The following is a 25799-nucleotide window of genomic DNA, read 5'->3' as shown; positions in this document are numbered from 1 at the left end:
CGGGTCTCAGATTGTTGACAAAGGGCTAAAATGATCTTGATTTTAGCCCTTTGTCTTCTTTTTATGGCTTGCTCCAATTGATGGTGCGGAACACATTGTTCTGGTCATTGTTGTGATATGCATCTAGGTCAAAGCCTGATAGTCCAAAACCAATTACCATTACAGTTCCCCCGACAACAGTGAAGATGATCCCCCATTTGATGCATTGCTTTTTTAAATCATTCACATTCATATTCTCACGACCTTCTTTTTAAACATTCCCATGAATGCCTTAGTGGTTTGAACAGTCATTTGAACAAATAGCTTTGTCAAATACACCGTGGCCATGCCGCATAATAATCCGACACCTAATAGAAGAATACCAACGCCAATCTGCGTCACCACCACATGCAAACCGTCCTGAAAGATAAATGGAGAACCAATGATGCTCCAAAAACCTCCGAGCAGACCAACTAGCGTCATTGTACCTGTCACGAGCGGAATGCACCAAATCACCATGTACACAGAAAGAATCAGCAGGAAGACTGTTGCTAGAATACTACCCCATAACGGAAAGCCTAAAATGAGGATGGAGAGCCTTGTGGCTTTTTCTCCAAACGTCGGCACCTGAACGGTTTTGATTCCTTGTTCCTTCAAAATCCCTTCAGCGATGATGGCAGGCTGCCCGACTTGATCGACCGCTTCCTGTTCACTGTATCCATCTTCCTGATAATCCTCGATCATTTCATCGTAATATTCGATGAACCGATCACTTTCTTTTTCGCCTAGACGATGCAGGTGCTTCTCTAAGCTGGCTAAAAATTCTTTTTTATTCATTGCCCTGTCCTCCAGAAATAAAGTCGTAAATCGCCATCACTTGATCCCATTCCGCTAAAAACTGCGCCATATGCTCACGGCCGCTTTTTGTCATCCGGTAGTATTTTCTTAATCGACTATTGTGTTCTTGAGAATAGGTCTCTACATAATTGTTTTGCTCTAACCGTTTTAATATCGGATATAATGTCGATTCTGAAATCTCAATACAATGGGACATATCTTTAATCATTTGATAACCATAGGAATCGCCTTTCTTTAATACCGCCAGTACACAGAATTCCAGCAACCCTTTTTTTAATTGTGCATTCATGATTACAACTCCTAACCATTTATACTATACATTACATAGTATCATGTGACAAGAGGTATCAAGTATAAAAAAAAGACCCTAATGGAATGGGGTCTTCTCGTTTTTATATATTCACAAATCCTTCTCCGAACACATCACGCACGTCATGGACAACAACGAATGCATCCCGATCAATTTTCTTGATGATTTTCTTTAGGCGCATAAGCTCTTGCTTTTGAATGACTGCATAGAGAATTTCCTTCGATTCCTTTGAATAATGACCGCGGCCGTTTAAAATCGTCACGCCTCGATCCAAGGTGTGATTGATTTCTTCGGCAATATCATCTTTGCATGAAGAAATAATCGTTACTGCCTTTTTCGTGTTAAGCCCTTCTATCACGAAGTCCATCACCTTTGTTGCCACGTACAGCATCACAATCGTGAACATTAATTTTTCCGCACCAATAATAAAGTAGGAAGCAAATACGACGATCAGATCAAAGAACAAGATGGCGTAGCTCACGTTCCAGTCTAAATACTTGTTGGCAATTCTCCCGAGTATGGCAGAACCCGCCGTTGTACCGCCTGCTCTTAGCACAAGACCAATCCCAATTCCGATAATGATTCCTGCGAAAATGGCTCCAATGATCAATTCGTGAACATTCACGACCCATGTTGTGGTCAGGTGTAAAAATAGGGAGTTACTCGCGACGGCAACCACAGTATAAATCGTCGTCTTCTTGTCCAAATATTTATACCCCACAAGCAGCAGGATGGCATTAAACACTAGGTTCGTCAGCCATGGTGCAATTTCAAACAAATAATAGAAAATGATGGACAGCCCCGTTACACCGCCTTCACCAAATTCAAGCGGAATGACAAACATGTTCACTGCGGCGGCAAATAAAAAAGAACCAATTAGAATCATTGCGATATCTTTTACACATTTTTTCAATTTCTTCTTTCCTCCTTTTTTAAGCATATAAAAAACCCTCTTTCTGCACGAAAGAAGACAGTCGTTGAACAAAAAAAATCAAAAGACAGCGCCTTTTGACGAAGCTTTCTGAAATGAACCTTTCCATAATATATATCTCTTTTTAGAGGCTGTCAATGACTTGGTTTTCTATTATTTTGACTGCATGTTTATGCATGTAAACCCGCATGTTTTCAGGGTTTTTCCGCGGTCACATGCTTTTTCCTCTCCTTGACAAAAACAATTTAGTCATTTAAACTACTGCCTCATATCATATCCATCATTTCCGACTAAAAAGGAGGGTGTTCAATTCGATGAATCCTATTCAAAGCCGTTTACAGGCTCACGCACCTTTAATTTTAGACGGTGCACTTGCAACAGAGCTTGAACGAAAGGGCTGCAATTTAAACGACAGTTTATGGTCAGCCAAAATACTTATTGAACAGCCAGAATTGATTCAGCAAGTACACTTGGATTACTTCCAAGCCGGAGCTGACTGTGCCACAACAGCGAGCTACCAAACAACGATTGATGGCTTCGCTGAAAAAGGCTATTCAAAAGAAGAAGCCATCGAACTAATGAAACGATCTGTCACTTTAGCAAAAGAGGCACGCGATCTTTTTTGGCAGGATGAAGCGCGTCGTAAAGGGCGGACAAAACCACTTGTCGCAGGATCTGTGGGGCCATTCGGCGCTTATTTGTCTGATGGTTCAGAATATAAAGGAAATTACGGACTCACAGAGCAGGCACTCATTGATTTTCATAGACCAAGGATTCAGGCATTAGTAGAAGCTGGTGCAGATATTCTTGCGTGTGAAACGATCCCTTGTCTCATTGAAGCAACGGCCATTGCAAAGCTGCTGCAAGATGAATTCAGTGGTGTATCTGCTTGGATTACATTCAGCGCGAAGGACGACCTTCATATTAGTGAAGGAGATTTGCTTAGAGAATGTGTACAAGCACTGGAACCTTATGAACAGATCGCTGCTGTTGGTGTAAACTGTACGCCGCCGCAATTTATCTCTTCTCTCATTCAAGAGATGAAAAAGGGGACGAGCAAGCCGATTGTCGTGTATCCAAACTCAGGAGAATTATATGATCCTGAAGAAAAGGTATGGAGCGGAGATACGCCTCAGCATACATTTGGTGAATGTGCGCATCAATGGTATCAAGACGGCGCGCATATCATCGGCGGCTGCTGCAGGACAACTCCAGAAGATATTACGGACATCTTAAAACTAACCACATCATAGCATCATGAATCATCACACATACTTCTAAGCAAAAGGGCGGGAAGACATGGAACAAGCAAAAGATGAGTCACAACAATATCAACGAAAAATGACGAGCCGCCACCTGTTCATGCTTTCTTTAGGCGGCGTCATTGGAACAGGGCTCTTTTTAAGCTCTGGGTATACCATCAGTCAGGCCGGGCCTGCGGGAACGATTCTTGCCTATCTTGTCGGGGCATTAATTGTGTACCTCGTGATGCTCTGTTTAGGTGAGCTGTCTGTTGCAATGCCAGTTACAGGGGCATTTCATACGTATGCAACAAAATATATTGGACCCGGCACAGGCTACACAATTGCTTGGCTGTACTGGCTGACATGGACAGTCGCACTCGGATCGGAATTTACAGCGGCAGGGCTTTTAATGCAGCGCTGGTTCCCGGACACATCGGTTTGGATGTGGAGCGGCGTCTTTGCTCTTCTTATCTTTTTACTCAATGCGTTTACAGTTAAGTTTTTTGCAGAATCAGAGTTTTGGTTTTCCAGCATTAAAGTAATGGCTATTATTCTCTTTATTATTCTTGGCGGAGCTGCGATGTTTGGCTTGATTCCGTTAAAAGGCGGTGAGGCCGCTCCATTCTTTTCTAACTTCACCGGGGAAGGTGGACTTTTCCCAAACGGCTTTTTACCAATTTTAATGACGATGCTGGCCGTCAATTTCGCTTTTTCAGGTACGGAGTTAATTGGGATTGCTGCGGGTGAAAGCGTCAATCCTGACGAGACCATTCCAAGAGCGATTCGCACAACCGTACTGCGTCTTGTCTTGTTTTTCGTTGGAACAATCGTGGTCTTAGCCGGCTTGATCCCAGTGGAAGAAGCCGGGGTGATCAAAAGTCCATTTGTTGTGGTGTTTGATCGCATCGGGATCCCATATGCCGCAGATTTCATGAATTTTGTCATTTTGACAGCGATCTTATCTGCCGCAAACTCTGGACTATACGCTTCATCCCGTATGCTCTGGTCACTTTCTGAGGAACGGACACTGCCTAAAAAATTGGCGAAGCTGACATCAAAAGGAATTCCTTTGAATGCACTGATTTTAAGTATGATCGGCGGGATTCTTTCTTTGTTATCAAGTGTCATCGCACCAGAAACGGTATACCTTGTCCTTGTTTCGATCTCAGGACTTGCCGTTGTGATCGTGTGGATGGGGATTGCTGCCTCACAATTTATGTTTCGGAAACGTTTTTTACAAGAAGGCGGACAGCTCCATGATCTTTCCTTTCGAACCCCGCTCTATCCAGTGGTTCCGATTGCTGCCTTCTTCCTGTGTCTTGCCTCTGTGATCGGCATTGCCTTTGATCCAAATCAGCGGATTGCCCTTATCTGCGGCATCCCTTTCATCGCGCTCTGCTATGCTGCCTATTATGTGACAACTTGGATTCAGAAAAAACGTGAAGAACCTGGTGTATAACGCCAGGTTTTTTTCTATCAAAAACAATTTGACAAAAAAGGATATCGCTAGTAAAAGAAACACACTTTGGTATATGATAGGAATCTATGATTTTCAGGATGAACCAAGGGAGTTGTCACTAATATGGAAATGACCATTACAAGAGCATTAAGTGAACTGAAAATGTTAGACAAGAGAATCAACCGAACCGTTGATGAAGCCGTACTTGGTGGATTGATGATCGGGAAACATATACAGCACGGGTTTCAACATCAAGAAGACATCGAAAAGAAGGCGAAGGCTGATGACCAATCGATTCAAGCATTAATCAAACGCCGGAATGCCATCAAATCAGCCATCGTTGTGTCGAATGCGACGACAACGATTGATGTTGCGGGTGTCAGCATGACGGTGGCAGAAGCAATTGAACGGAAGACGTCGATAGAATACGATATTCGTTATTTACGGAAATTGAAAAAGGTGTACACAGAGCTAGTAGACAAAGCAGAACAAACCAATGAAGATGTGAAGAAGAGGCTCGACCAGCATTTAGAAACCCTATTTGGAAAAGACGGAAAAACACAAGCGGCTGCCAACCAAGAGATCGTCAAGTCGTTCCTCGCTGAAAATGAGGCGACGATCATCGATCCGCTTCGTCTTCGAGTGAAGATTGAAAAGCTTTCGACCGAGATTGAGGATTTTCAAATGGAAGTTGATTTTTCCTTGTCAGAAAGCAATACACTAACGAAAATACAGATCAATTAATAGATTTTGTTAGTGAGCCGAAAATCGATAGAACTAAACACCTCCGAGGGAAAGGTCATTCCCTCCTCATCTGATCATCTCTGGATGATCCTTGATAAAAGCTCAAAGCTGAAGGTTCAAGGATCAACGTTCAAGTGTAAAAGTTCTTATCCATCAAAGCTCAAAACTAAAAGGTAAACGCTCGATCGAATCTGGGAGTCACGGCTCATGAGTGTTTGTTTATCGACTCTTTTGGTTGCCGCCCAGCAGGTTTGCTAACAAAAAGAAAAGGATGTCACATGATGACATCCTTTTTTCTATGAAAAAAACGACAAGGCTTCAGCCAAGTCGTGTCCCCCAGCAGATTAGTTACGTAATGTATATGCCAAATGGTAAACACTTGTGACATTTGATGATAGCTTGATGTCATTTGAAGTGAACGTCACTGGAACGATATCATAGTAATGTGTAGACCAGCCTGCATTATTGTATGTAAGGTAGCCTGCACCTGAAGGAACTTGAATCGTTAGTGAAAATTGTCCATTTACGTCTGTTGTGCCTGTCGCTGTTTGAGCATATGATTTAATTGCTGCTTCAAAATAAAGCTGGATCGGCTGATTGGGCATGAGATTTCCACTTGTATCTTTTAGTGTTCCTTTAAAAGTAGCTGGATAATAAGAACCCACGCGATATTTACTTCCATAGCCGTAATTCACTAATCCACTATCGGCTGCTGTGACACTTGTTACTTGAACGGAAGCTGGTACTGCCCCTGTTTCCTCTGCATGTGCAAATGTTGGGAATACGAGAAGCAATGATAGAAAGAAAGCAAACATGATTTTTTTCATCGATAAATCCTCCTTTTTTTTCCTGCTATATTACTATCGACATTAATTGGTATTTTTCCAGTAACAAGAAAAAAAACTTCCCTTCTTTAGAAAGGGAAGCTCTCCTCTTACTTTTTCACAACAACGACCTTCACCGCTTTGCTTTCTCTTTTTCTCACATCAGAAGCGGTCACATACAAGACTGTTTTGGCTTTTTGCGGTTTTATTTGGGCAGTAAATGCGCCCTTGTTATTTGTTTTTACCGTTTTGATGACTTTCTTTGATTTGTTTTTCACTTTAATGGTCAATCCTGCACCCGCAGTCCCTTTGACCGTTTTACTTTTGACCGTTACTTTGCCCACTTTCGGCTTAGCTGGTGCTTTGCCTTTTTTGACGACTGTTTTGAGCGTTGTAGCGGCCTTTCCTTTTGAAATCTTAATGTGAAGGACTTTGTTTTTGTTCTGATGCTTGATCTTCACGCTAAAGGTTCCATTTTTGCCTGCTGTGCCTTTTCCAAGCAGGGTTTTGCCTCTATACACAGAAATAGCAGCGCCTGCCTTTGCTTTACCTGTCACCTTTTGATGCTGATCCTCCACTTTGCTGACAGATGCATTCAGTTCGACAGCACTTAAAGCAGCAAATGCATTCAGTCTGCCATGTCCTGTCATCCAATCGATCCCTGGAATTTTCGGATCGACAATTGGCTCATCGTTTTCATCATAGAAAACGTCATCTGTACCATCAACAGACGTAAAGGAGATATTATCTGATGTGCTTTGCAAGATATTCCTTACTTGATTCGGCTTTAAGGTTGGATTTTTAGAAAGCAGTAATCCTGCTGCTGCTGCCACATATGGTGTCGCCATTGATGTCCCGCTCAGGTATGAGACATTCCCATCTGGCATTAAGCTTGGAATATCAGATCCTGGTGCAGACATGCTCAGTCCTTTACCATAGCTTGAGAATTCAGCGGCAATATCCATACGGTTGCTTGCACCAATGGCCATTGCGTACTTTGATGTCGCAGGATAGCCCATTTCTGGAACGCCATCATTTCCACTCGCCACGACCACTAGTACATTTCTTTGAGCCGCGTAGTTCATTGCATATTCAATCACCCGGCTGTAGTAGCCACCAAGACTCATGTTGATGACCTTTGCGCCTTTATCCACTGCATGCTTGATTCCAAGTGCAATATGCTCTGTATCTCCAAAACCATAGGCATCCAGCACCTTCACCGGAATGATGCCCGTATGTTGGTTGAGACCTGCCATCGAGTAATAATTATCGGCTTTTGCGGCAATGATGCCAGCTACGTGCGTACCATGTCCATTGTCATCAATCGCATCTTTGTTTCGTCCAATGAGATTCGCACCTAAGTCCGTACGAACAGTCCCGCTTAAATCAGTCAAACGACTGTCTACACCTGTATCCACAACAGCAATCAATGTTTGCTTCATTTTGCTTGTACCAATCAGTGTGTTCATTTGTTCAAACTTCACATCAGCGCCTTTTTTCCCGCTGTTTTGCGCACTGTTTTTCAGGGGCCACTGGTATCCATACTGCACATCATTGCTCAGTGCACGATAGGTTTGAACAGGCTCCGCGAATTCAACATTCGGCATGCTGGACAGCTTTCTCGCAGTGCTTTTGATCACAGCTTTACCTGCTTTTAAAGTCTTTCCAGCTGATTCTTGCCCTGCTGGCACATCATAGACATACATTCCTTTAAACAAAGGACTTACTGACTGCGATGTCACACGGTTTTCTTGGATTCCATAGCTTTTCATCTTCTTTTTCGCAGATTGAAGCGTTTGGCCATCCTTTAATTTAAAAATGATCTTATTCGTCTTCACTTTCTCTTCTTTTACAAGCTTTTGCTTCTCTAATACATAACCGATCGATTTTCCTTCAAGCTGATCGATTCCAATCTGTTGACTCACTGCTTCTAATTCCTTTTTTAAATAGGCAGGACTTGCCCCTTTGAGCATATCAAAAAGGGAACGGATCGCCTGTTGTTCTTTCTTTGTTACAATATGACCGCTAAATGCACCATTTTTCTCTACGTCATTTAGCAGTGACTTTAATGTCAGCAGATGATTGTATACCTTTTGCTGCTCATTTTTTTGTTTGATGAGTTTCGATTTGAGAAATGGCTTTGTTTTTTGAAGCACACGGCTCAGCTTCTGACCATTTGGTGTTTCATTAAAACGTTTATCTTCGATTGTACGAATCGATTGGAGAATTTCACGCCCGTACTTCTTCTCAATAATAATGATACCAGGCTCATCGTCTTCAGGGAAAACGGGTTCAGAAGGCGGAAGGTTAGCTCCTTTATACCCGATTGTATAGGCCGCATCCTCTTCCTCATCACGGCTGTCTTCCTCCGACCCTAAGTAGAGCACTTTGACAAAGTAAGGACCTGACCATGCATGCGGGAAATCTACCTCTGTCTCTCCCCTTGCAGTGTCCACACGATATCTGGAATAAGTGTCATCCTTCATCGCTCTGTCTTTACTTGGATAGACCGATACGGATAACATTTGTTTACTTTTGACAGAAATTTTCATATGCGTATGTTTTGCCACCTCTTGTGCTGATGGCGTGATTTGGTACCATGACTCTTCCATTTCATTCTGTAATGTACCTGAGATGACTTCACCATTTTTTAACCCAATGGCTTCATTGACATTAGTTCCTTTACTGGCAGCTGCTGCCTCGTATCCAGGTAATGCCGCCATACAGAGAATGACGGCCATGAGTACGACCACACAAGATTTGACCTGCTTTTTGAACATGAAAAGACCCCCTTATCTTTTGTAATACCTTGGAAGAATATCACAGAAATGCATCTAGTAGAATCTGTTTTTTACATAATTAAACTCGTTTTAAGCTAGGATTTGAGATATACAGACAGCAAGATGAATAGCTTCATAAACTTTTTGCCATTTCAAACGGAAAATGATGCTATTTAACCATGTCGAAAAGTACATTACAATCAATTTGTAAGCGCTTAACAAACAAGAGAGAAGGGATCAGCTTGTTCCAAAAAGATCATGTTTTCACACAAGTAAACGGACGATCAAAGAATGAGATTTTACAATACATTGCCGAGAGAGCTGAAGACCTTCAGATTACAAACGATCAGGCGGGGTTATTATCAGATTTGTTGACTCGCGAAGACGAAGTCTCAACAGGACTTCAGCAAGGCTTCGCCATTCCTCATACAAAAAGCTCCGCTGTACAAACGGCTTCACTTCTTTTTTTAGAGCTAGAACAACCGATTGAATGGGGCAGCTTTGACGATTTGCCCACAAGCTATTTATTTACACTGCTCGTTCCACTAGAAGAAGCCAATATCACACACCTGAAGTTACTGTCAGGGATTGCGACCAGCCTCATGGAACCGGCTTTCATCGAAAAAATACAACCAGGTCAAACCACTGACTACTATTACGAAGTCATTGAACAACAATTGAAAGAGGGGATTACACAATGAAAATTGTCGGTGTCACTTCATGTCCAGCAGGGTTAGCTCATACACCAATGGCAGCAAAGGCGTTAGAAAATGCGGGTAAACAGCTCGGTCACGAGATCAAAATCGAGCAGCAAGGGATTATGGGACAGGTAAATGGCATTACCGCAGAGGAAGCAAAGCAGGCAGACCTCTGCATCATTGCCTCCAACCAGCACATCAACGATGCGGAACGTTTCTCAGGCATTCCCACAGTACGTGTCGAGATTGGACGCGCCTTAAAAAATGCCGAGCAAATCATCACAAAAGCTGTAGCACTTGTTGAAAAGAAAAAATCTGAATCTCAATAAACGTGAGCAATGCCATATAGAAAGGAGCAAAGCAAAATGAAAGCAAAATTAAAAGTCATTGAAGGCCATCTCATGACCGGTATTTCTTATATTCTTCCTGTAATCATTGGCGCCTCCCTTATCGTTGGTTTAGCCAAACTAGTCGGATTAGGATTTGGTGTTTCAGATTTAAACGCCTATAAGGATGCTGGCGGCATTTTACACAGCGCCTATTTAATGGAGCAGGTTGGCTGGACAGGTATTGGCTTAATGAACGTCCTGCTCGCTGGATTTATCGCCTATTCGATTGCGGATAAATCAGGGCTTGCAGCCGGCTTCATCGGCGGTGCCCTTGCCAGCTCAACGAATGCTGGATTTATCGGTGCCGTTATTGCAGGCTTCTTCGCAGGATATGTCGCTCTTTTTGTAAAACGAAAAATTCAAATTCAAGGCTCCGCAGCCGGACTTGTTCCTCTGCTCATCTTACCGCTTATTACCGTTGGCTTAACTGGACTTCTCATGTCCGTTCTGCTGGGCGGGCCATTAGGCGCTTTGAACACGGCATTAATTGAATGGATCAAAGGTATGGTCGCTGACGGGACAAGCACACTCGCACTCGCTCTCATTCTAGGTGCGATGATTGGCTTTGACCTTGGCGGACCAGTGAATAAATCTGCTTGGATGGCCGGTAACGCGCTCTTCCTATCAGGCGTCTACCTCCCTGCCATTCTCGTCAATATTGCGATCGTCATTCCGCCGCTTGGATACGGGCTTGCGACACTGATTCGAAAACGTAACTTCTCCCCAACCTTTAGAGAAGCCGGACGAGGCGGCCTTGTCATGGGGATTATCGGTATTACAGAAGGAGCAATTCCTTTTACCCTCGTCAATCCTTTGAAATTGATTCCACTGAATGTCGTCGCTTGTGCTGCTGGAAGTGGGGTCGCTGCATTATTAGGTGTTCATGACATCATGCCGCCAATTGGTGGACTATACGGCTTCTTCTCAGTCGGAAACTGGTGGGCCTATTTAATCGGAGCCCTCACTGGCGCACTCGTCATCGGTATTGGCGCCAACCTGCTTGTCAATTTCTCTGAGAAAAAAGAGCCAAAAACGCCTGAGCATGATCAGAAGCAGAAAGAAGAAGACGATTTTGACCTTGTACTAGAAGGATAATTTGCACATAGAAAGGTGTCGTTGATCAATGACTGTCAATGTACATGTGATTCCACATACTCACTGGGACCGGGAATGGTATTTCACCACCTCCCGCTCCCGTATCTACTTAATGAAAAGCGTAATGGACATTTTAGACACCCTTGAAACAGATGAAAGGTTCCATTACTTTATGCTCGATGCTCAGGCATCCTTATTGGATGATTACTTGAAATGGCGTCCTGAGGATGAGAGTCGAATCAAAAAGCTCGTCACAGCCAAACGTCTCATCATCGGCCCATGGTATACCCAAACCGACCAGCTCGTCATTTCAGGTGAATCGATTGTACGGAACCTGCAATATGGGATTGAACGCTGTCAGCAGTTCGGTCATGTGATGAAAGTCGGCTATGTCCCTGATTCCTTCGGACAATCCGCGCAAATGCCTCAAATTTACCGCGGATTCGGCATTGTGGATACAGCTTTTTGGCGCGGTGTTTCAGACCATATGACGAATCACACTGAATTCAATTGGCAAGGTGCTGACGGCAGTGAAGTCTTTGCGGTTAACCTGCCATTTGGCTACTACTACGGTGGTAATATTCCTGAAAAGGATGAGGACTTACAAGCCTTTTTATCTGAAAAAATCGGTGCGCTGCAAGCAAAGGCAACCACAAAAAATATCTATTTCCCAAATGGCTTTGACCAGGCACCGATCCGCAAAAACCTGCCTGACTTATTAGAAAAAGCCAATGAACTGGACGAGCACCACTATCAAATTAGCAGTTTAGAAGATTACATTGCAGCAGTGAAAAAAGAGCGGACGTCTTTTGAGACGTTACAAGGAGAGCTTATTCACGCGAAGCATATGCGGATTCACAAATCGATCTTTTCAACACGAGCTGATTTAAAAATCTTAAACAATCAAATTGAAAACTATCTCGTCAATGTGATGGAGCCAATCCTAACGATCAGCTATTCACTCGGACATGACTATCCTCATGACACGGTGCGTGATATTTGGTACCTCATGTTTGAAAATGCAGCGCATGACAGCATTGGCGGCTGTAATAGTGATACGACGAATCAAGACGTCTTCTTCCGCTACAAGCAGGCAAAGGAAATCGCCGGAAATCTGGTGGACTTACACATGCGTCTCATCGCTATTCGACTGCAAACTGAGCAAGACATCACACTTACGTTATTTAATACATTGCCTTCAAAGCGCTCTGAAGTCATTGAAGTCGAAACGTTTATCACAGAGCGTCCATTTACGCTGAAGGATGCAAATGGAAAAACGCTTCACTACACAGTGAAAAGCAAAACCGATGTCACAGATTATGTGCTGGCACAGCAAATTTCTCTTAACCCAAGTAAAGATGTGTACATGCCAAAACAAGTATGGAAAGCCGTTCTGCTAATTGAAGCCAGCGACTTACCGTCAGTTGGTTATACACAAGTCAGCATGGTTTTCGATGAATCAAGCGAATCTGCATGGGAACAAACAGAAGGACGCGCGATTGAAAATACGTATTACCGCATTGCGGCAAATGACAACGGATCACTGGAGATCACAGATAAACAAACAGGCCGGACATTCTCTGAGCAAATGATCTTTGAAGACAATGGAGACGACGGGGATTCCTACAACTATTCCCCGCCGCGTGAGGATCTGTATGTGTCATCCAAGGATCTTTCTTCGGCAGACATCACAGTGTCTAAAAGCGGCTTGCAGGAAGAGCTCACCGTCCAGCTTACTCTTACTGTCCCTTATGACTTAGAAGAGCGCTCTCAGCAATCAGTCACGACTTCACTCCCAATCACAGCGAAGGTAGCATTAAACAAAGATGAGCCTGTCATCCGTTTTCATGTCGATGTCGACAATCCTGCGTTAGACCATCGTCTGCGTGTCCTCTTTGATACAGGCATCGCATCAAAGGTATCACTGAGCGATCAGCAGTTTGGAACCATCGAACGCCCAACAGAGCTCACGCAAGAGCTTGAATGGTGGAGCAATGAACATTGGGAAGAAAAACCGATCACCATTGAACCGATGCAATCCTTTACTGCACTTCGTGATGAAGCATACGGTGTCGCTCTGTTGACGGACTGCGTGAGAGAATATCAGATCACAGGAGAAGGCTACACAACGATTGCGTATACGCTTTTCCGTTGTTTCGGAAAAATGGGGAAAGAAAATCTTCTTTACCGTCCAGGACGCGCATCTGGGGAAAAAATTGTTGAGACACCTGACGCTCAGCTACAAGGTGCACTGTCGTTCTCATTTGGCATGCACTATAGCAAGGATGCTGTCAGCGAGGGGCACTTAGCGCAGCTTGCCAAGCGGTATACAACCCCAGTTCAATGCTACGAACGGGCAGACTTTTTAAACGGTCGTTTAATTTTCTCTTTCCGAGATGAAAAAGAAGACTTACAATCTACTTATAGCCTGCTTGACATTGAGACAGACGGAGCCATTCTAAGCGCTCTGAAAAAAGAAGAGCATGGAACAGGCATTGTCATCCGTCTCTTCAATCCATATTTAACGCGTCAAACAGCCGCTTCAATCAATAGTTCATCTCTACAGCACGGAGAAACAGCGAATTTAGGCGAAACACCTGAAGGACATATACTCAAAGCACAACATGGATCATTACACATTGAACCGCTCACACCTTGTCAGGTACAAACCTACATTGTAAAGAAAAAATGAACATGTAGGGGCGGGATCCATTTGGATTCCGCCCCTCTTTAATGGAGGGCATTGATCATGCGAATTGGAGGCATTGAAGCAGGCGGAACAAAATTTGTCTGCGGCTACGGAACAACAGATGGAACGATTGAACACATGACTTCCTTTGCAACAGGAAACCCAATTGAAACATGCCGGCAAGTGATCGATTACTTTACAAAGCATCCTGTCGATGCCATTGGCATTGGGGCATTCGGGCCTGTGGATGTAAAAGAACAAAGTCCAAGCTATGGGACGATTTTAGAGACACCCAAAACAGCCTGGCGCCAATTCCCTTTACTTTCTACTTTAAAACAAGCCCTTGGGCTTCCGATGAAGCTTGATACCGATGTGAACTGTGCAGCACTCGGAGAAGCCCGCTTTTCGGTCGAAGCACAAAAGCCTGCTTCTTTGGTTTACATCACAGTTGGAACAGGAATAGGCGGCGGTGCCTATATTGAACACCGCCTCATTCACGGGTTGCTGCATCCAGAAATGGGTCATATCACAGTGCAGCGGCACCCTCATGATTCCTTTGGTGGCTGCTGCCCTATACATCATGATTGTTTAGAGGGACTGGCATCTGGACCTGCCATAGAAGGACGCTATCATACACTGGCACCCATGCTGCCAGAGGATCATCCTGCCTGGTCACTTCATGCCTACTATCTCGGGCAGATGACCGCCAATTTATTACTCACCCTTTCGCCAGAGCGCATCATTCTCGGCGGAGGTGTGATGAAACAGCCCGCTATGCTGCCGCTCATTCTTGATGAAACAGAAAAACGGCTTCATGGGTATTTGCAACTGCCAAAGCCTTTAAATGAAATTATCACCAAGCCATCCTTTGATGGATTATCAGGTTTAATGGGCGCTATCGCTCTTGGTAATGATGCCTTACAGGCGCAAGGAGCCGCGCAATGATGATGACGGCAGATCCTCGAACCTATCAGCTGATTCAGCGGCTATTTGAAACGAAAGGGTTCGTGAAGCTGGAGGAGCTTACTGCCTCTTTTCGCTTATCTGACCGCTCCATCCGCAATTTAATTAAAGAAGCAAATGAGCAGTTAAAGGAAGCTGGAGCCAAGATTAAAACGATCCGCGGAAAGGGCTACACCCTATTAACGAGTGATCAAGACGCCTTCCTGCTTTGGCTTCATCAACAAAAGCTTCCTGCCCGCTCTCTCGTTCCCGTCATGCCAGAAGAGCGTGTACGATTTATGATGAGAAAGCTATTGCTTCAACCGGATTACTTAAAAATTGACCAGCTGGCTGAAGAACTGTTCATCAGCCGCATGACGGTCAGCAGTGATTTAAAAAAAGGACGAGAGCTGTTAGCCCGTTACGGTATGACCCTTGTGTCAAAGCCTGGATTTGGTTTGAAAATTGAAGGGGAAGAGTTGCAAAAAAGAACATGCTATGCAGACTTACTCCTTGAAGAAGAGCCTGCACTTTCTCATATCACAGAGCGGGAGCAGCTCCATTTTCCCGATATTTCTCTTGAAACCATTCGATCGATTGTCCTGACGAATCTGCATCAAGAGTCATTGCTCATTAAAGACATTGCCTTAAAAAACTTAGTCATTCATTTAGCGATTGCGATTCAGCAGACACGAAAAAACCAGCGGATACCTGCCAGTACCACTCGTACACAACGATCACCCGTCTTGATGAGAATTGCCCAAAAGATCATACAGCAGGTGAGTGACACCTTTCATGTCACCTTATCAGAGGATGAAACAGATTACTTAGTCATGCATCTATTGGCAAATCAAACGTGGAAAGAAACCGCCCAGCATCAGACGACAGTGGAAGTTCAGCAGGCGGTTGCGGTCTTTCTACAGCACATTGAGAAAATGAGCGGTCAGCGCTTTGCAGAGGACAACATCCTGCAGCAAGACTTGATGCTTCATATGAAGCCATTATTAAATCGAATCCAATATGGCGTATCCTTACAAAATCCGCTTTTGCATGAGATCAAAGCGTCCTATCCATACCCGTTTGATTTGGCTGTCAGCGGGCTGAATGCCTTACAGCTGGTGCGGACGCCAAATGAAGATGAGGCAGCATATGTTGCCCTGCATATCGCTGCTTCATTTGAAAGAAGTCAGCTCGATACCTCGCAAAAAAAGAAAGCCATTATCGTGTGCGGGTCTGGATTAGGGACGGCAAGACTACTTGAAATTAAATTAAAGGCAGCCTTTCAGCACGAGCTGGACATCGTCGAGCTGTATTCCTATCAGGATTATCTCATGAGCACCATCCTGCCCTGTGATGTCATCATTACAACCGTCCCACTCGCATCAAAGGGAAAACCAGTGATACAGGTCAGCGCCTTTTTTGAACATCATGATGTACAGCGGGTGAATGAAGTCATTCATTTATTAAATGGACACGGGACTCCCTCGAAAGAACTGATGGCGTTTTTTCAAGAACGATTGACCTTATTGAATGCTGACCTATCCAGTAAGGACGAGGTATTAGACACACTATGCAGCCGTTTAGAAACGTATCAGCTAGTATCGTCATCTTTTCGATCCTCGGTGCTTGAGCGGGAGCAAATGTCGTCTACCTATCTTGGAAGAGGAATTGCCATGCCGCACCCGCTCATCACAAATGAAGGCACATCCTGCGTAGCCATCGCACACTTAAAACAGCCAATTGACTGGCAGGGAAACCAAGTATCAATTGTCTTTTTATTAGCCATTCATAAAGATGACGCAGCCTGCATGAATCAATTCTTTGAACAGGCCGTCGATTTACTGGACAATCCAAACCGCATTCACTCCCTGAATCAATCGAAAACATATGATGAGCTGATGGATGCGTTGTTTCAATAAGATCAAACAAAAGGCCGCCCAGCTATTGATGAGGCGGCCTTCGTGTGATTGAGAATCATCAATCGTATATGACATTTTTTCCTTCTTCACTTAACTTCTTTAAAGAGCTCAGCATATGATCGATTTCTTCATCGGAATGTCTTTCCCATGAACCTAATTCTGCGACGATTTTCAAAGGGGATTTCGACCGATAAGAACGTGTGGGATTACCCGATTTTTTGTCAGTCAAATTCGGATCATTTTCAAACTCGCCTAACGGTTCTACAAGATAAATTCTCTCTTTCGCATCAGATCTTGCTAATTCAGCACCCCATTTGGCTGCGTTTAATGTTCCGGTGAAATAGATATGATTTGATTTTTGATCTTGATAATTCGATAAATACTGCGGTTCAAGCAGATCTCCAATCTTCAATTCCGCTTTCGTCCCATGAAAAAACGGGCCAGGATCTAAAACTTGTTGCTTGTCATTTATACAGCCGCACCCCTTATCGTTTTTGACTTGCGTATAACAGTATACGGCCTGATCTGGGCGGAAAACAGTCTATAAATGAGATGACATTCGGGGTATAATGATAGTAGAGAGTAAGAAGTGATTTGTAAACTCCAGCAAGTTGAAAAAACAGCAAGAATACATACAAAGAAGTCTTATTAAAAGAGATAAAAAGCTATTAGAAGCCATAAGAGAAACAAGAAACTAAAAAATTAATTGCGACAACGGACCAGAAGGAAAAAAGGGCAAAAAAATGTTGGTGACAGTTTTGGAAATAGCGTATTGATGCCTAGGAAGAATCTCTGAGCAGGATTGAAGAAGATGAGGATAAAGTAGCCAATGAGACGTTTGAGGTCTTGGCATGTTGGCATCAATAATTATATAATTAACTAAATTTTACTTTGGAGGTGCTTTTTGTATGTCTATTCAAGTGGATGATGATGATGTTTTAGAGATGTGTAATATATATGCTCAAGAAACTCATCATAGAGAAGCATTGATTTTAGGAAACAGGAAAGGTCTATTGGAATTAAAAAATGCGATAGATCAGGCTTTAAAAACTGGTAGTGCTGTTGCAAATTTATACCCATCTGATTTTGAAGGATATGAAACTTGTATTGCTTTAGTAGATGATGAAAATAAGTTTGAGAAGTTGATGACTCCTTATGTAGAGCAATATGTACAAGATGATGATGCAATTGATCCAATTGAAATTATTAAAGATTACGATGCTAAAAAAGAAAAGCCCTCCTAATAGGGCTTTTCAGATTGTAGAGAAACTCATGTTTTTCTACAATCTTTTTTATTTTCATCGTAATGATGATGGATGAGATTAAAGAAAAAGGCCTCCCACACACCTAGCCTAGCTTCGCTAGGTGTGTGGCAATCTTCTTCATGTTCTGACAGGCAGCTGTGAGAAGCACTTGCTCACTCACATTTTGTTTTCCCCTCAACCGGCAGTAGCGAAGCCCATGCAGTTGTTTTGAATCTGCAAAGCTTCGCTCTATTTTTTCTTTTCTTTTTTTATATAGCTCTTTTCCAGAAGCAGACAGACGATTTTGTCTGATCTTTTCTTTATGTTCTTCCCATACATGTCTTGAGATCACTTTTTGATGATTTTTCGACCTTGTACAGCTCTCTAGGAAAGGACACGATACGCATTTTTTAGGGTCTGATTTGTAGAATCGATAACCTTTTCGATCAGTTGTTGTATATAATAGCTTCTCGCCATTTGGGCATATGTAGTGATCATGTTCAGAATCATACTGAAATTTCCATTTCTCAAATAATCCTCTTGTTGGATGAAAGCGTCTATGTGCGATGACACCAAAAATACGGCGATCGGATAAACCTTTACAGATTGGGGTTGTCAAATAACCAGAATCAAGGGCAACAGCTTCTACTTGAAAACCAAATCGGGCGATTTGGTGATCCAATCGATCAAGATACGGAACAGAGTCATGGATATTGCCGGGCGTGACATGGGCATCCGTGATGATATTGTACTTCATATCCGTTGTACGGTGGTCTAGGTAGAAAAAGCCTTCTGGCTTGTTTTCACGATAAAGATAGCCACTTTCAGGGTCAGTCGTACTTTGACGAATGTCTTTTTCCGTTTTCACCTCCTCTTTTACCTTTAAGGGCTTTTTTCCGTGTACCTCTCGATCTTCTTGGATCGCTTCTTCTAAATCATTTATATAGTTCTGAGTATCTTGTTCAATCGTTTTTCTCGTATATTTATGTTTATTGGCATTGGCTTTAAGATGAGTCGAATCAGTAAAAAGAACGCGGCCTCCTACCATATCATGATTGATGGCTTGAAGCACAATTTCATCAAAAATGTCTTGAAAAATCGTTGTATCTTTGAATCGAGTACGACGATTCCAGCTAATGGTCGAGTGGTGGGGAACGGGGTCATTGATGTTCAAACCTAAAAACCATCTATACGCCATGTTATAGTAAATTTCTTTTTCAAGTTGTCTTTCAGAACGGATACCGTACAGGTATCCGATAAACATCATTTTGAACAAAATAAGTGGATCAAGAGAAGGACGACCTTTATTCTCACTATAATAGGGTTTGACTTTATCTACGATAAATGAAAAATCAATGTACTGATCAATTTTACGAAGCAGGTGATCCTCTTCGACCAGTTGATCTAGCAATACAAATTCGGCTTCGTGCTGAGAAGAATTTCTAGTGTGGAACATGAGAAAAACACCTTCCTTTAGTATGCCTTTCTCTATTATAAAACGGGGGAATGGAAACTTTAAGGGAAAAAATAAAGCTGTCGAGATTTTCTCGACAGCCTGAAAAGCCCTCCTAATAGGGCTTTTCTTTTTTAGTGGAGTATTGTTCTACCTTTTACAGCTTTGTGTTTACTTGGTACTGATGCTCTCAGAGCATGGTGTATATTAATTTTTGGAGCTACGTGAAAATGCCAGTACCAGTTTGATGATCCTGGTTTTAGTGGTATGACTCCGTTATCAACTGCAAATACTCGTATTTTCTTTTTTCCTTTTTTATGGAACACTTTTACAAGACTCTCGACTTTTCCTTTTCTATTTTTTACATACCAATCGATATGATAGTTCTTCCCAAAACCTTTTATTCTGTTTTTCAAATACTTCAGTGCAACTTTTGCGCCTTTTGATCTTATGGCCCATAAAGCAACTCTTCCTACGGTCATTGCAATTGGTACGAAGAATATTGGTAGTGCTTGTGTTGTGATTTCACTCTGACTACTTTTGGAGTCAAGTTGTTTCATTCGGTTTTCTAAAGCTAAAATTCTTCATTGTTGAAATATTGTTCGATCACTTTATTTTGTTCTGACTCTGTCATGTTTTCAAATTCTTTTTCTGTAAATGGAAGGTTTTCTATGTATTCCCCCATTTTCATTTCAAGTTCGTCTAATTCTTTGTTAGCTTGTTCATTTTGTAGAACCGTCGGTGTTACTAACGCTTTTAATTCTTGTGAATTAATAGAGTATGTTTCTGCTGATGCTTCTGATGAAAATGGACACCATATTGATATGACAAGAGCTAGAGTAATTAGGGTTAAGAGCGTTTTTTTGAACATTTTGTTTATATTCCTCCTTTTGTATTAAATTCCAAAATCAAGGTTATCAAATCAAAATGAGTGTATCAATGGATTTAAGATAGATTTAAGAAAATTACTTTTTTGGTTGCGGTGTCCGCAATCATTTTTTTATTTTTTAGAACTTCGTTTTGATGAAAATTTCTGTGGTAGACAAATGACACAAGCCGAATTGCATATGGTCCTAAACAATGGTGCAAGATATTCCCACCACAATCTAAAGAAGCCCAAACTAAAAATATCGTCACTTCAATAGCAAAAAAACTTGCTGTTCAGGCTCTTCGCAAGTCAGGCACATATTTAGAAAAAACCTTATCGAAAGTAATAGGCAAGAAATATGCAAAGAAAGCTAAATCAGGTTTTTACAAAGTAGCGCAATTTTATACAAGCTGGCCTACCACCTGATGTAGCATTCTAAACAGCAAAATGGATTGTGATATTCTTCGGATTATAAAAGAAAGCAGTTTATTAGGCTGTTAAAATCAGACTATCATTCTAGAACAACTCGAACAATATAATCTTGCCAATAGAGTGAACGAAAAAAAGCCAACCGGCCGCATAAGGTGATTGGCTTTTTTATTTGTTACTCCCCGATGTTCTCTCCATTTTGCTGAATTAATGTTTCATACCAGTAAGAGCTCTTTTTACGAATTCTCTTCAGGTCTTTTAGGTCAAATTCATCGCGGTTGACGTAGATGAATCCGTAGCGCTTGGAGCACCCTTGGTGTGTGCTGATTAAGTCGATAGCGGACCACGGGCAGTATCCGAAGACCTCGACGCCGTCTGTGATCGCCCATTTGATTTGTTCGATATGCTTTTCTAAATAATCAATTCGATAATCATCTTGGATTGAACCATCTTCTTCTAACTTGTCGAAAGCACCCAGTCCGTTTTCCGTGATAATAAGCGGCAGCTGATAGCGGTCATAAATCTCGCGCATCGTTGAACGGAAACCGACAGGGTCAATCTCCCAGCCAAACGCATTTTTGCTTAAGAATGGGTTGTTGCCGCCTTTGTAAACGCCATCTTCACCTGATTTCAAATGCTGATCTCCGCCGCGTGCAAATTCGTCGTTGCCATCTCCTTTACTCGCTTCAACCGTTTGAGAGGTGTAGTAGTTAAAGGCAATGAAGTCTGGCTTCGCGCTTTTCAAAATATCCATATCTCCCTCTTCGATGACAGGAAGAATGTCTTTTTCTTTCATGTACGCCCAAGCAAGGTTGTTATAACGCCCGAACACAGCCATATCAAGATAAAGCCAGTTGCGGATCGCATTGTAATTCGCCGCAGCAAGCACATCCTCAGGCTTTGGAGAAGCCGGATAAATGAGCGCGATGTTTGGCGCTGGTCCAATTTTCGCTTCGGGCAACATTTGATGACAAAGCGTCATGGCTTTTGCCTGAGCGACGAGCATATGATGGTTCTGCTGATACAGTTCTTTTTTCGGATTTTCTAAATTTGGATCAAGTGTACCGAGCGCTGATCCATGTAAGATCATCATGTTTTGTTCATTAATGGTCAGCCAATATTTCACCTTCTGACCATACTCCTGAAATAGAACCTTTGCATACCGTTCAAACGCATCTACTGTCGCACGATTTGACCAACCGCCTTTTACTTGAAGTGCATGAGGCAGATCAAAATGATACATCGTCACGATTGGTTCAATATCATAGCGGCGCAGTTCATCGATGAGAGAATGATAGAATTCAATCCCCTTTTGATTGATCTCCCCATCTCCATTTGGAATGATCCGTGTCCATGCAATAGAGAAGCGATAAGCCTTCAAACCCATTTCTGCAAACATTTTCACATCCTCTTTATAGCGGTGATAGTGATCGCTTGCGACTTTAAAATCTGTTGTTCCTTCAGGGTAACTTGCTCTCATATCAATGACAGAAGGCCCTTTGCCATCCTCGTTCCACGCACCTTCTACTTGATAGGCGGAAGTAGATCCGCCCCAGAAAAAGTCCTTTGGAAATGGTGCTAGTGTTGAATATCTCATAATTTTTTCCTCCTCTTGATTAAACGAGATGTAAAAATGATTGTCCTGGTGTGATTTGTTTTTCTTCTGTTTCTATGATATCGCTAAACTCACCTGAATTGGTAATAATCACTGGTGTTGTGACGGACAGGCCGGAAGCTTGGATGGCTTCAATATCAAACTCCGCAAGCAATTCGCCCTCTGTGATGGTTTGCCCCTGTACGACCTTCGGGGTAAAATGCTGACCGCCTAATTGTACGGTATCAAGTCCAATGTGAATGAGCACTTCTGCTCCGCTTTCAGAAGTAAGACCGTACGCATGGCCTGTTGGGAACACCGTTGTCACAACTCCTGATACTGGTGCAAACAGCTTGCCTTCTGATGGAATGATGGCTGCGCCCTTTCCTAGTGCACCAGATGAGAATGCCTTATCCTGTACTTCCTCTAGCTTGATCACCTCACCCTTTAAAGGACTTTTCACATGAGCTGCTTTGACCCCATGTTCGTTTTCCATTGTTGGTGCGGCAACCGGTGCTGGCGTTTCATCTTCATCTACTGGATCCTTAAATCCAATCAAGTAAGTCAAGACGATGGATAGAACAAACGATACCGAGATTCCGATGATGAACCCTGTAAACCCTTGTCCGTAGAAAATCGGAAGTGTCAGTAAACTTGGAAGTCCTGACGCAATCGCAATACTTTGTGAATAACCGATGATCGCACCGCCGACTCCAGCAGAGATAACGGCTGCAATAAATGGTTTTTTCAAACGAAGTGTGACCCCGTATACAGCTGGCTCTGTGATCCCAAACACGGCAGAAACCGCTGTTGATCCAGCCAATGATTTCAGCTTTTTATTCTTTGTTTTCAGCATAACACCGATGGAAGCACCGGCTTGTGAAAATACAGCTGGCGCAGTCGCCGGCTTGATATGATCTTTTCCATGGACGGCAATATTATTTAAAATCACTGGCACTAGACCCCAGTGGATACCGAAGATCACAAGAACCTGCCATGCCATCGCAATTAAAGCACCTGCAAGTGTAGGACTAAAGGAGAATACTTTCAGCAAGACAGCGGCAATGCCGTTCCCTGCATACACACCAAATGGTCCGAATACAATGAGTGTCAGTGGAACAACCGTGACAAGTAAAATCAGTGGAGTAATAAAGTTTTTGACACTTTCATGAATGACTTTGTTAAAGAAACGTTCGATATATCCCATGACAAACACTGCCAAAATGATTGGAATAACCGTTGATGTATAAGACATTAAGACGACCGGAATACCGAAGAAGGTCACATCTCCGCCGCCTTTTGACAACTCTTGAATGGTTGGGTAAATGAGTGCACCAGCAATCGTCACAGCGACAAATGGATTCGCTTTAAACTTCCTCGCCGAAGTGAATGCGAGCAGTAATGGCAGGAAGTAGAACAAGCTGTCAGATGCAGCAAATAAAATTTGATACGACGTATCTTCAGGTGATAACCATTTTGCATTGATACAGATCCCTAATAGACCTTTTAAAATACCAGCACCTGCCATGACACCGAGAAGTGGTGTGAAAATACCAGAGACAATGTCGACGAATTTTCCGAAAAGACTCGTGCTCTCTCCCCCTGATTTTGCAGATGAAGAAGTGGAATCCTCTAATAGATTTGTAAACTCCCCAATCTCTCGATAAACCTCTGGTACAGTATTGCCAATGACTACTTGAAATTGGCCGCCGCTTTCCATAACAGTTACAACGCCATTTAATTTTTCAATGGCTGCTTTGTCTGCTTTTGATCGGTCATTTAATGTGAAGCGAAGTCTTGTAGCGCAATGGACCAGTGAATGAACGTTTTTCTCTGTGCCAATGTGTTTGATAATGTCTTCTGCTAATTGACGATAACTCATACAAAAACCCCCTTTTTTTCAAAAAAATACGTTTTTGGGCAAAATAAAAACCTAAACGGGCACCAAAAATAGTCGCAACTGCTATTGCGCTTTTTTCAGTGAACGTTTAGGTTTTGCCTGCCGAACAGTCACAATCCTCTAAGACGATCATTGTGAAACCGTATTCTTTTATGTTTATGAGCAAATAGTACCACTCTGCTTTTCTTATGTCAACGCTTTCTTTTAAAAACTATCTTTATTTTTCTCGTTTGATCAATCGATTCAAATGAATAGATAGATACAGCATCTCCTCTGATGTGAGATCTCGGTGATAGGTTTGATAGACATATTCTGCGATTTTCTTTGCACATTCGTATGCCTTCGGATATTTTACCTTGATTAGCTGATACAAGTCATGATCTTCGCTGACAAGCATTGTTTCGTTCATCAGACGCTGGACGAAAAAGCGTAAATGCGTGAGAAAACGATAAAAGTTGAGCGAATCTTCATCAAATTCCATATTGAGATGATATTTCACAATGGTGAGAATGGCGTTTACTTCTTTTGTGATATTGACCGTTGTATTCATGTCCTCATTGAGCTCTGCATTAATAATATGCATAGCAATAAAGCCTGCTTCATCCTCAGGCAATTCAATATGTAGACGCTCTTCAATCATCTCAAGGCAGTCCTTTGCCACAAGAAATTCATCTTTGTATAAGCGTTTAATCTCCCAAATGAGCGAATTCTCAATGAGGTGATTTTTCTTCAATCGTTCGATGGCGTAATGAATATGGTCTGCGAGTGATACATGCAGACTTTCGTTTAATCTTCGGTTCAGCTTTGTATGTGCATATTGAATCATTTCTTCGGTCACCTTGACCACATCATACGGAACTTCCAGAAGCAGCATTTTCATCCGCTCATGAACGGAATGATCCTCTAGTCGAAAGACTTTATCGATTAACGATTCGTCTACCGGGTCCCCGGGTCGCCGCTGGAACGCGATACCTCTCCCCATGACGACGATTTCTTTTCCTTGTTCATCTATCACACTAATGACATTATTGTTTAGAACTTTTTGTATCTGCAACCCCAAACACCTCCGTCTATGAACCACAATCTTCACTCAAAATATGCTCTCATCTTAACACAACTGTCAAATCACTTGGTGTTTTTATCTGACTTTTGCAATAGATTTCACCATAATTCTCCCCCGTCATAGCTGGTCTGATCCTTCAATTGCCTGCATACAATACTCCGAGGAGGTGACCTTCAGTGAAGGCTTTTTTCTGGTCTGCATCATTTTTATTCGTGCTTCTATTCACACTCGTCTTTCTAGGAATCGTGTTTTGGCTTAGTGGACAAGGCATGAATCAGCTTTGGAAGTATATGCTCATCTCATTTGTCACAGCAGCCGTTTTGCGCGGTGTCACCACTTGGCTGAGGCAGCATGTGATGCATCATTTATCAAAATAAAACGGCTGCC

General features: G+C 42.6%; 24 protein-coding genes. 11 read left to right on the top strand and 13 right to left on the bottom strand.

What is annotated here, in order from left to right:
- Positions 1-61: 61 nt before the first annotated feature.
- From MHI11_RS01525 to MHI11_RS01510, 4 genes are all read right to left on the bottom strand, one after another.
- A complete protein-coding gene (locus tag MHI11_RS01525; protein ID WP_165840225.1) occupies positions 62-232 on the bottom strand; it encodes a hypothetical protein in 171 nt (56 codons plus the stop codon).
- Complete coding sequence (locus MHI11_RS01520) at positions 229-816, bottom strand: DUF1700 domain-containing protein (protein ID WP_106066559.1); 588 nt, start codon at positions 814-816, stop codon at positions 229-231. The genes MHI11_RS01525 and MHI11_RS01520 overlap by 4 nt, the downstream gene beginning before the upstream one ends.
- Positions 809-1126: a PadR family transcriptional regulator gene (locus MHI11_RS01515; RefSeq protein ID WP_003217253.1), complete on the bottom strand. Its 318-nt coding sequence runs from the start codon at positions 1124-1126 to the stop codon at positions 809-811. Before MHI11_RS01515 ends, MHI11_RS01520 begins: the two co-directional genes overlap by 8 nt.
- A 103-nt stretch (positions 1127-1229) precedes the next feature.
- Positions 1230-2060 (bottom strand): YitT family protein, encoded by an 831-nt coding sequence (locus MHI11_RS01510; protein ID WP_034320763.1) that lies wholly within the window; start codon positions 2058-2060, stop codon positions 1230-1232.
- A gap of 332 nt (positions 2061-2392) precedes the next feature.
- Here MHI11_RS01510 and mmuM point away from each other — a divergent pair, with 332 nt between their 5' ends.
- From mmuM to MHI11_RS01495, 3 genes are all read left to right on the top strand, one after another.
- Positions 2393-3331: a homocysteine S-methyltransferase gene (mmuM, locus tag MHI11_RS01505; RefSeq protein ID WP_340960254.1), complete on the top strand. Its 939-nt coding sequence runs from the start codon at positions 2393-2395 to the stop codon at positions 3329-3331.
- 46 nt (positions 3332-3377) lie between these two features.
- On the top strand, positions 3378-4781 hold the full coding sequence (gene mmuP / locus MHI11_RS01500) for an S-methylmethionine permease (protein WP_044139211.1): 1404 nt from the start codon (positions 3378-3380) through the stop codon (positions 4779-4781).
- Between the two features lie 123 nt (positions 4782-4904).
- Positions 4905-5525: a hypothetical protein gene (locus tag MHI11_RS01495; RefSeq protein WP_044139210.1), complete on the top strand. Its 621-nt coding sequence runs from the start codon at positions 4905-4907 to the stop codon at positions 5523-5525.
- A 344-nt stretch (positions 5526-5869) separates the two neighbouring features.
- Here the strand turns inward: MHI11_RS01495 and MHI11_RS01490 are convergent, their stop codons facing one another.
- Together MHI11_RS01490 and MHI11_RS01485 are read right to left on the bottom strand one after the other, a co-directional pair.
- Entirely contained in the window at positions 5870-6352 is a 483-nt protein-coding gene (locus MHI11_RS01490; protein WP_044139209.1) for a hypothetical protein, read from the bottom strand.
- Between the two features lie 107 nt (positions 6353-6459).
- Positions 6460-9129, bottom strand: a complete 2670-nt coding sequence (locus tag MHI11_RS01485; RefSeq protein WP_340960253.1) for a S8 family peptidase — start codon at positions 9127-9129, stop codon at positions 6460-6462.
- Positions 9130-9371: 242 nt separating this feature from the next.
- On the opposite strand from MHI11_RS01485, the gene MHI11_RS01480 reads away from it, so the two are divergent.
- The 6 genes from MHI11_RS01480 to MHI11_RS01455 are packed head-to-tail and all read left to right on the top strand — an operon-like array spanning position 9372 to position 16861.
- Complete coding sequence (locus tag MHI11_RS01480) at positions 9372-9830, top strand: PTS sugar transporter subunit IIA (RefSeq protein ID WP_340960252.1); 459 nt, start codon at positions 9372-9374, stop codon at positions 9828-9830.
- Complete coding sequence (locus MHI11_RS01475; RefSeq protein ID WP_007498438.1) at positions 9827-10156, top strand: PTS fructose transporter subunit IIB; 330 nt, start codon at positions 9827-9829, stop codon at positions 10154-10156. The genes MHI11_RS01480 and MHI11_RS01475 overlap by 4 nt, the downstream gene beginning before the upstream one ends.
- A 36-nt stretch (positions 10157-10192) precedes the next feature.
- On the top strand, positions 10193-11311 hold the full coding sequence (locus MHI11_RS01470) for a PTS fructose transporter subunit IIC (protein WP_106066561.1): 1119 nt from the start codon (positions 10193-10195) through the stop codon (positions 11309-11311).
- 28 nt (positions 11312-11339) lie between these two features.
- Complete coding sequence (gene mngB / locus MHI11_RS01465) at positions 11340-14003, top strand: mannosylglycerate hydrolase (protein WP_340960250.1); 2664 nt, start codon at positions 11340-11342, stop codon at positions 14001-14003.
- A gap of 57 nt (positions 14004-14060) precedes the next feature.
- A complete protein-coding gene (locus MHI11_RS01460) occupies positions 14061-14945 on the top strand; it encodes an ROK family protein (RefSeq protein ID WP_340960249.1) in 885 nt (294 codons plus the stop codon).
- Positions 14942-16861: a BglG family transcription antiterminator gene (locus MHI11_RS01455; protein WP_106066564.1), complete on the top strand. Its 1920-nt coding sequence runs from the start codon at positions 14942-14944 to the stop codon at positions 16859-16861. The genes MHI11_RS01460 and MHI11_RS01455 overlap by 4 nt, the downstream gene beginning before the upstream one ends.
- Positions 16862-16919: 58 nt before the next feature.
- On the opposite strand, the gene arr is transcribed toward MHI11_RS01455, so the two are convergent.
- A complete protein-coding gene (arr, locus tag MHI11_RS01450; protein WP_340962274.1) occupies positions 16920-17333 on the bottom strand; it encodes an NAD(+)--rifampin ADP-ribosyltransferase in 414 nt (137 codons plus the stop codon).
- A 436-nt stretch (positions 17334-17769) separates the two neighbouring features.
- Here arr and MHI11_RS01445 point away from each other — a divergent pair, with 436 nt between their 5' ends.
- Positions 17770-18105, top strand: coding sequence for a hypothetical protein (locus tag MHI11_RS01445; RefSeq protein WP_203144058.1), 336 nt, complete (start codon positions 17770-17772; stop codon positions 18103-18105).
- Between the two features lie 103 nt (positions 18106-18208).
- Here MHI11_RS01445 and MHI11_RS01440 read toward each other — a convergent pair whose 3' ends face one another.
- The 6 genes from MHI11_RS01440 to licT all read right to left on the bottom strand — a co-directional run bounded on the left by MHI11_RS01440 (position 18209) and on the right by licT (position 25403).
- Positions 18209-19561: an IS1182 family transposase gene (locus MHI11_RS01440; protein ID WP_340960248.1), complete on the bottom strand. Its 1353-nt coding sequence runs from the start codon at positions 19559-19561 to the stop codon at positions 18209-18211.
- A 131-nt stretch (positions 19562-19692) separates the two neighbouring features.
- Positions 19693-20118 (bottom strand): hypothetical protein, encoded by a 426-nt coding sequence (locus MHI11_RS01435; RefSeq protein WP_340960247.1) that lies wholly within the window; start codon positions 20116-20118, stop codon positions 19693-19695.
- 14 nt (positions 20119-20132) lie between these two features.
- A complete protein-coding gene (locus MHI11_RS01430) occupies positions 20133-20429 on the bottom strand; it encodes a hypothetical protein (protein WP_340960246.1) in 297 nt (98 codons plus the stop codon).
- Between the two features lie 601 nt (positions 20430-21030).
- Complete coding sequence (locus MHI11_RS01425) at positions 21031-22452, bottom strand: glycoside hydrolase family 1 protein (RefSeq protein WP_265209015.1); 1422 nt, start codon at positions 22450-22452, stop codon at positions 21031-21033.
- Between the two features lie 19 nt (positions 22453-22471).
- The gene (locus MHI11_RS01420; RefSeq protein ID WP_003217262.1) at positions 22472-24331 is read right to left on the bottom strand and encodes a beta-glucoside-specific PTS transporter subunit IIABC; all 1860 of its coding nucleotides are present in this window, start codon (positions 24329-24331) and stop codon (positions 22472-22474) included.
- Positions 24332-24566: 235 nt separating this feature from the next.
- Entirely contained in the window at positions 24567-25403 is an 837-nt protein-coding gene (licT, locus tag MHI11_RS01415) for a BglG family transcription antiterminator LicT (RefSeq protein ID WP_106066567.1), read from the bottom strand.
- Between the two features lie 185 nt (positions 25404-25588).
- Between licT and MHI11_RS01410 the strand changes: the two genes are divergently transcribed.
- Positions 25589-25789, top strand: coding sequence for a hypothetical protein (locus MHI11_RS01410; RefSeq protein ID WP_106066568.1), 201 nt, complete (start codon positions 25589-25591; stop codon positions 25787-25789).
- Positions 25790-25799 lie beyond the last annotated feature (10 nt).

The sequence above is a fragment of the Bacillus sp. FSL K6-3312 genome, assembly GCF_038007485.1.
Taxonomy (GTDB): domain Bacteria; phylum Bacillota; class Bacilli; order Bacillales; family Bacillaceae; genus Bacillus; species Bacillus pumilus.
This window is presented reverse-complemented; position numbering and strand designations above follow the sequence as displayed.

What these genes read in the sequence shown, in the direction of transcription:
- MHI11_RS01525 (WP_165840225.1), bottom strand. Translation starts at nt 232, where the DNA reads ATGAATGTGAATGATTTAAAAAAGCAATGCATCAAATGGGGGATCATC.
- MHI11_RS01520 (WP_106066559.1), bottom strand. Translation starts at nt 816, where the DNA reads ATGAATAAAAAAGAATTTTTAGCCAGCTTAGAGAAGCACCTGCATCGT.
- MHI11_RS01515 (WP_003217253.1), bottom strand. Translation starts at nt 1,126, where the DNA reads ATGAATGCACAATTAAAAAAAGGGTTGCTGGAATTCTGTGTACTGGCG.
- mmuM (WP_340960254.1), top strand. Translation starts at nt 2,393, where the DNA reads ATGAATCCTATTCAAAGCCGTTTACAGGCTCACGCACCTTTAATTTTA.
- mmuP (WP_044139211.1), top strand. Translation starts at nt 3,378, where the DNA reads ATGGAACAAGCAAAAGATGAGTCACAACAATATCAACGAAAAATGACG.
- MHI11_RS01495 (WP_044139210.1), top strand. Translation starts at nt 4,905, where the DNA reads ATGGAAATGACCATTACAAGAGCATTAAGTGAACTGAAAATGTTAGAC.
- MHI11_RS01490 (WP_044139209.1), bottom strand. Translation starts at nt 6,352, where the DNA reads ATGAAAAAAATCATGTTTGCTTTCTTTCTATCATTGCTTCTCGTATTC.
- MHI11_RS01485 (WP_340960253.1), bottom strand. Translation starts at nt 9,129, where the DNA reads ATGTTCAAAAAGCAGGTCAAATCTTGTGTGGTCGTACTCATGGCCGTC.
- MHI11_RS01475 (WP_007498438.1), top strand. Translation starts at nt 9,827, where the DNA reads ATGAAAATTGTCGGTGTCACTTCATGTCCAGCAGGGTTAGCTCATACA.
- MHI11_RS01470 (WP_106066561.1), top strand. Translation starts at nt 10,193, where the DNA reads ATGAAAGCAAAATTAAAAGTCATTGAAGGCCATCTCATGACCGGTATT.
- mngB (WP_340960250.1), top strand. Translation starts at nt 11,340, where the DNA reads ATGACTGTCAATGTACATGTGATTCCACATACTCACTGGGACCGGGAA.
- MHI11_RS01460 (WP_340960249.1), top strand. Translation starts at nt 14,061, where the DNA reads ATGCGAATTGGAGGCATTGAAGCAGGCGGAACAAAATTTGTCTGCGGC.
- MHI11_RS01455 (WP_106066564.1), top strand. Translation starts at nt 14,942, where the DNA reads ATGATGATGACGGCAGATCCTCGAACCTATCAGCTGATTCAGCGGCTA.
- MHI11_RS01445 (WP_203144058.1), top strand. Translation starts at nt 17,770, where the DNA reads ATGTCTATTCAAGTGGATGATGATGATGTTTTAGAGATGTGTAATATA.
- MHI11_RS01440 (WP_340960248.1), bottom strand. Translation starts at nt 19,561, where the DNA reads ATGTTCCACACTAGAAATTCTTCTCAGCACGAAGCCGAATTTGTATTG.
- MHI11_RS01435 (WP_340960247.1), bottom strand. Translation starts at nt 20,118, where the DNA reads ATGAAACAACTTGACTCCAAAAGTAGTCAGAGTGAAATCACAACACAA.
- MHI11_RS01430 (WP_340960246.1), bottom strand. Translation starts at nt 20,429, where the DNA reads ATGTTCAAAAAAACGCTCTTAACCCTAATTACTCTAGCTCTTGTCATA.
- MHI11_RS01425 (WP_265209015.1), bottom strand. Translation starts at nt 22,452, where the DNA reads ATGAGATATTCAACACTAGCACCATTTCCAAAGGACTTTTTCTGGGGC.
- MHI11_RS01420 (WP_003217262.1), bottom strand. Translation starts at nt 24,331, where the DNA reads ATGAGTTATCGTCAATTAGCAGAAGACATTATCAAACACATTGGCACA.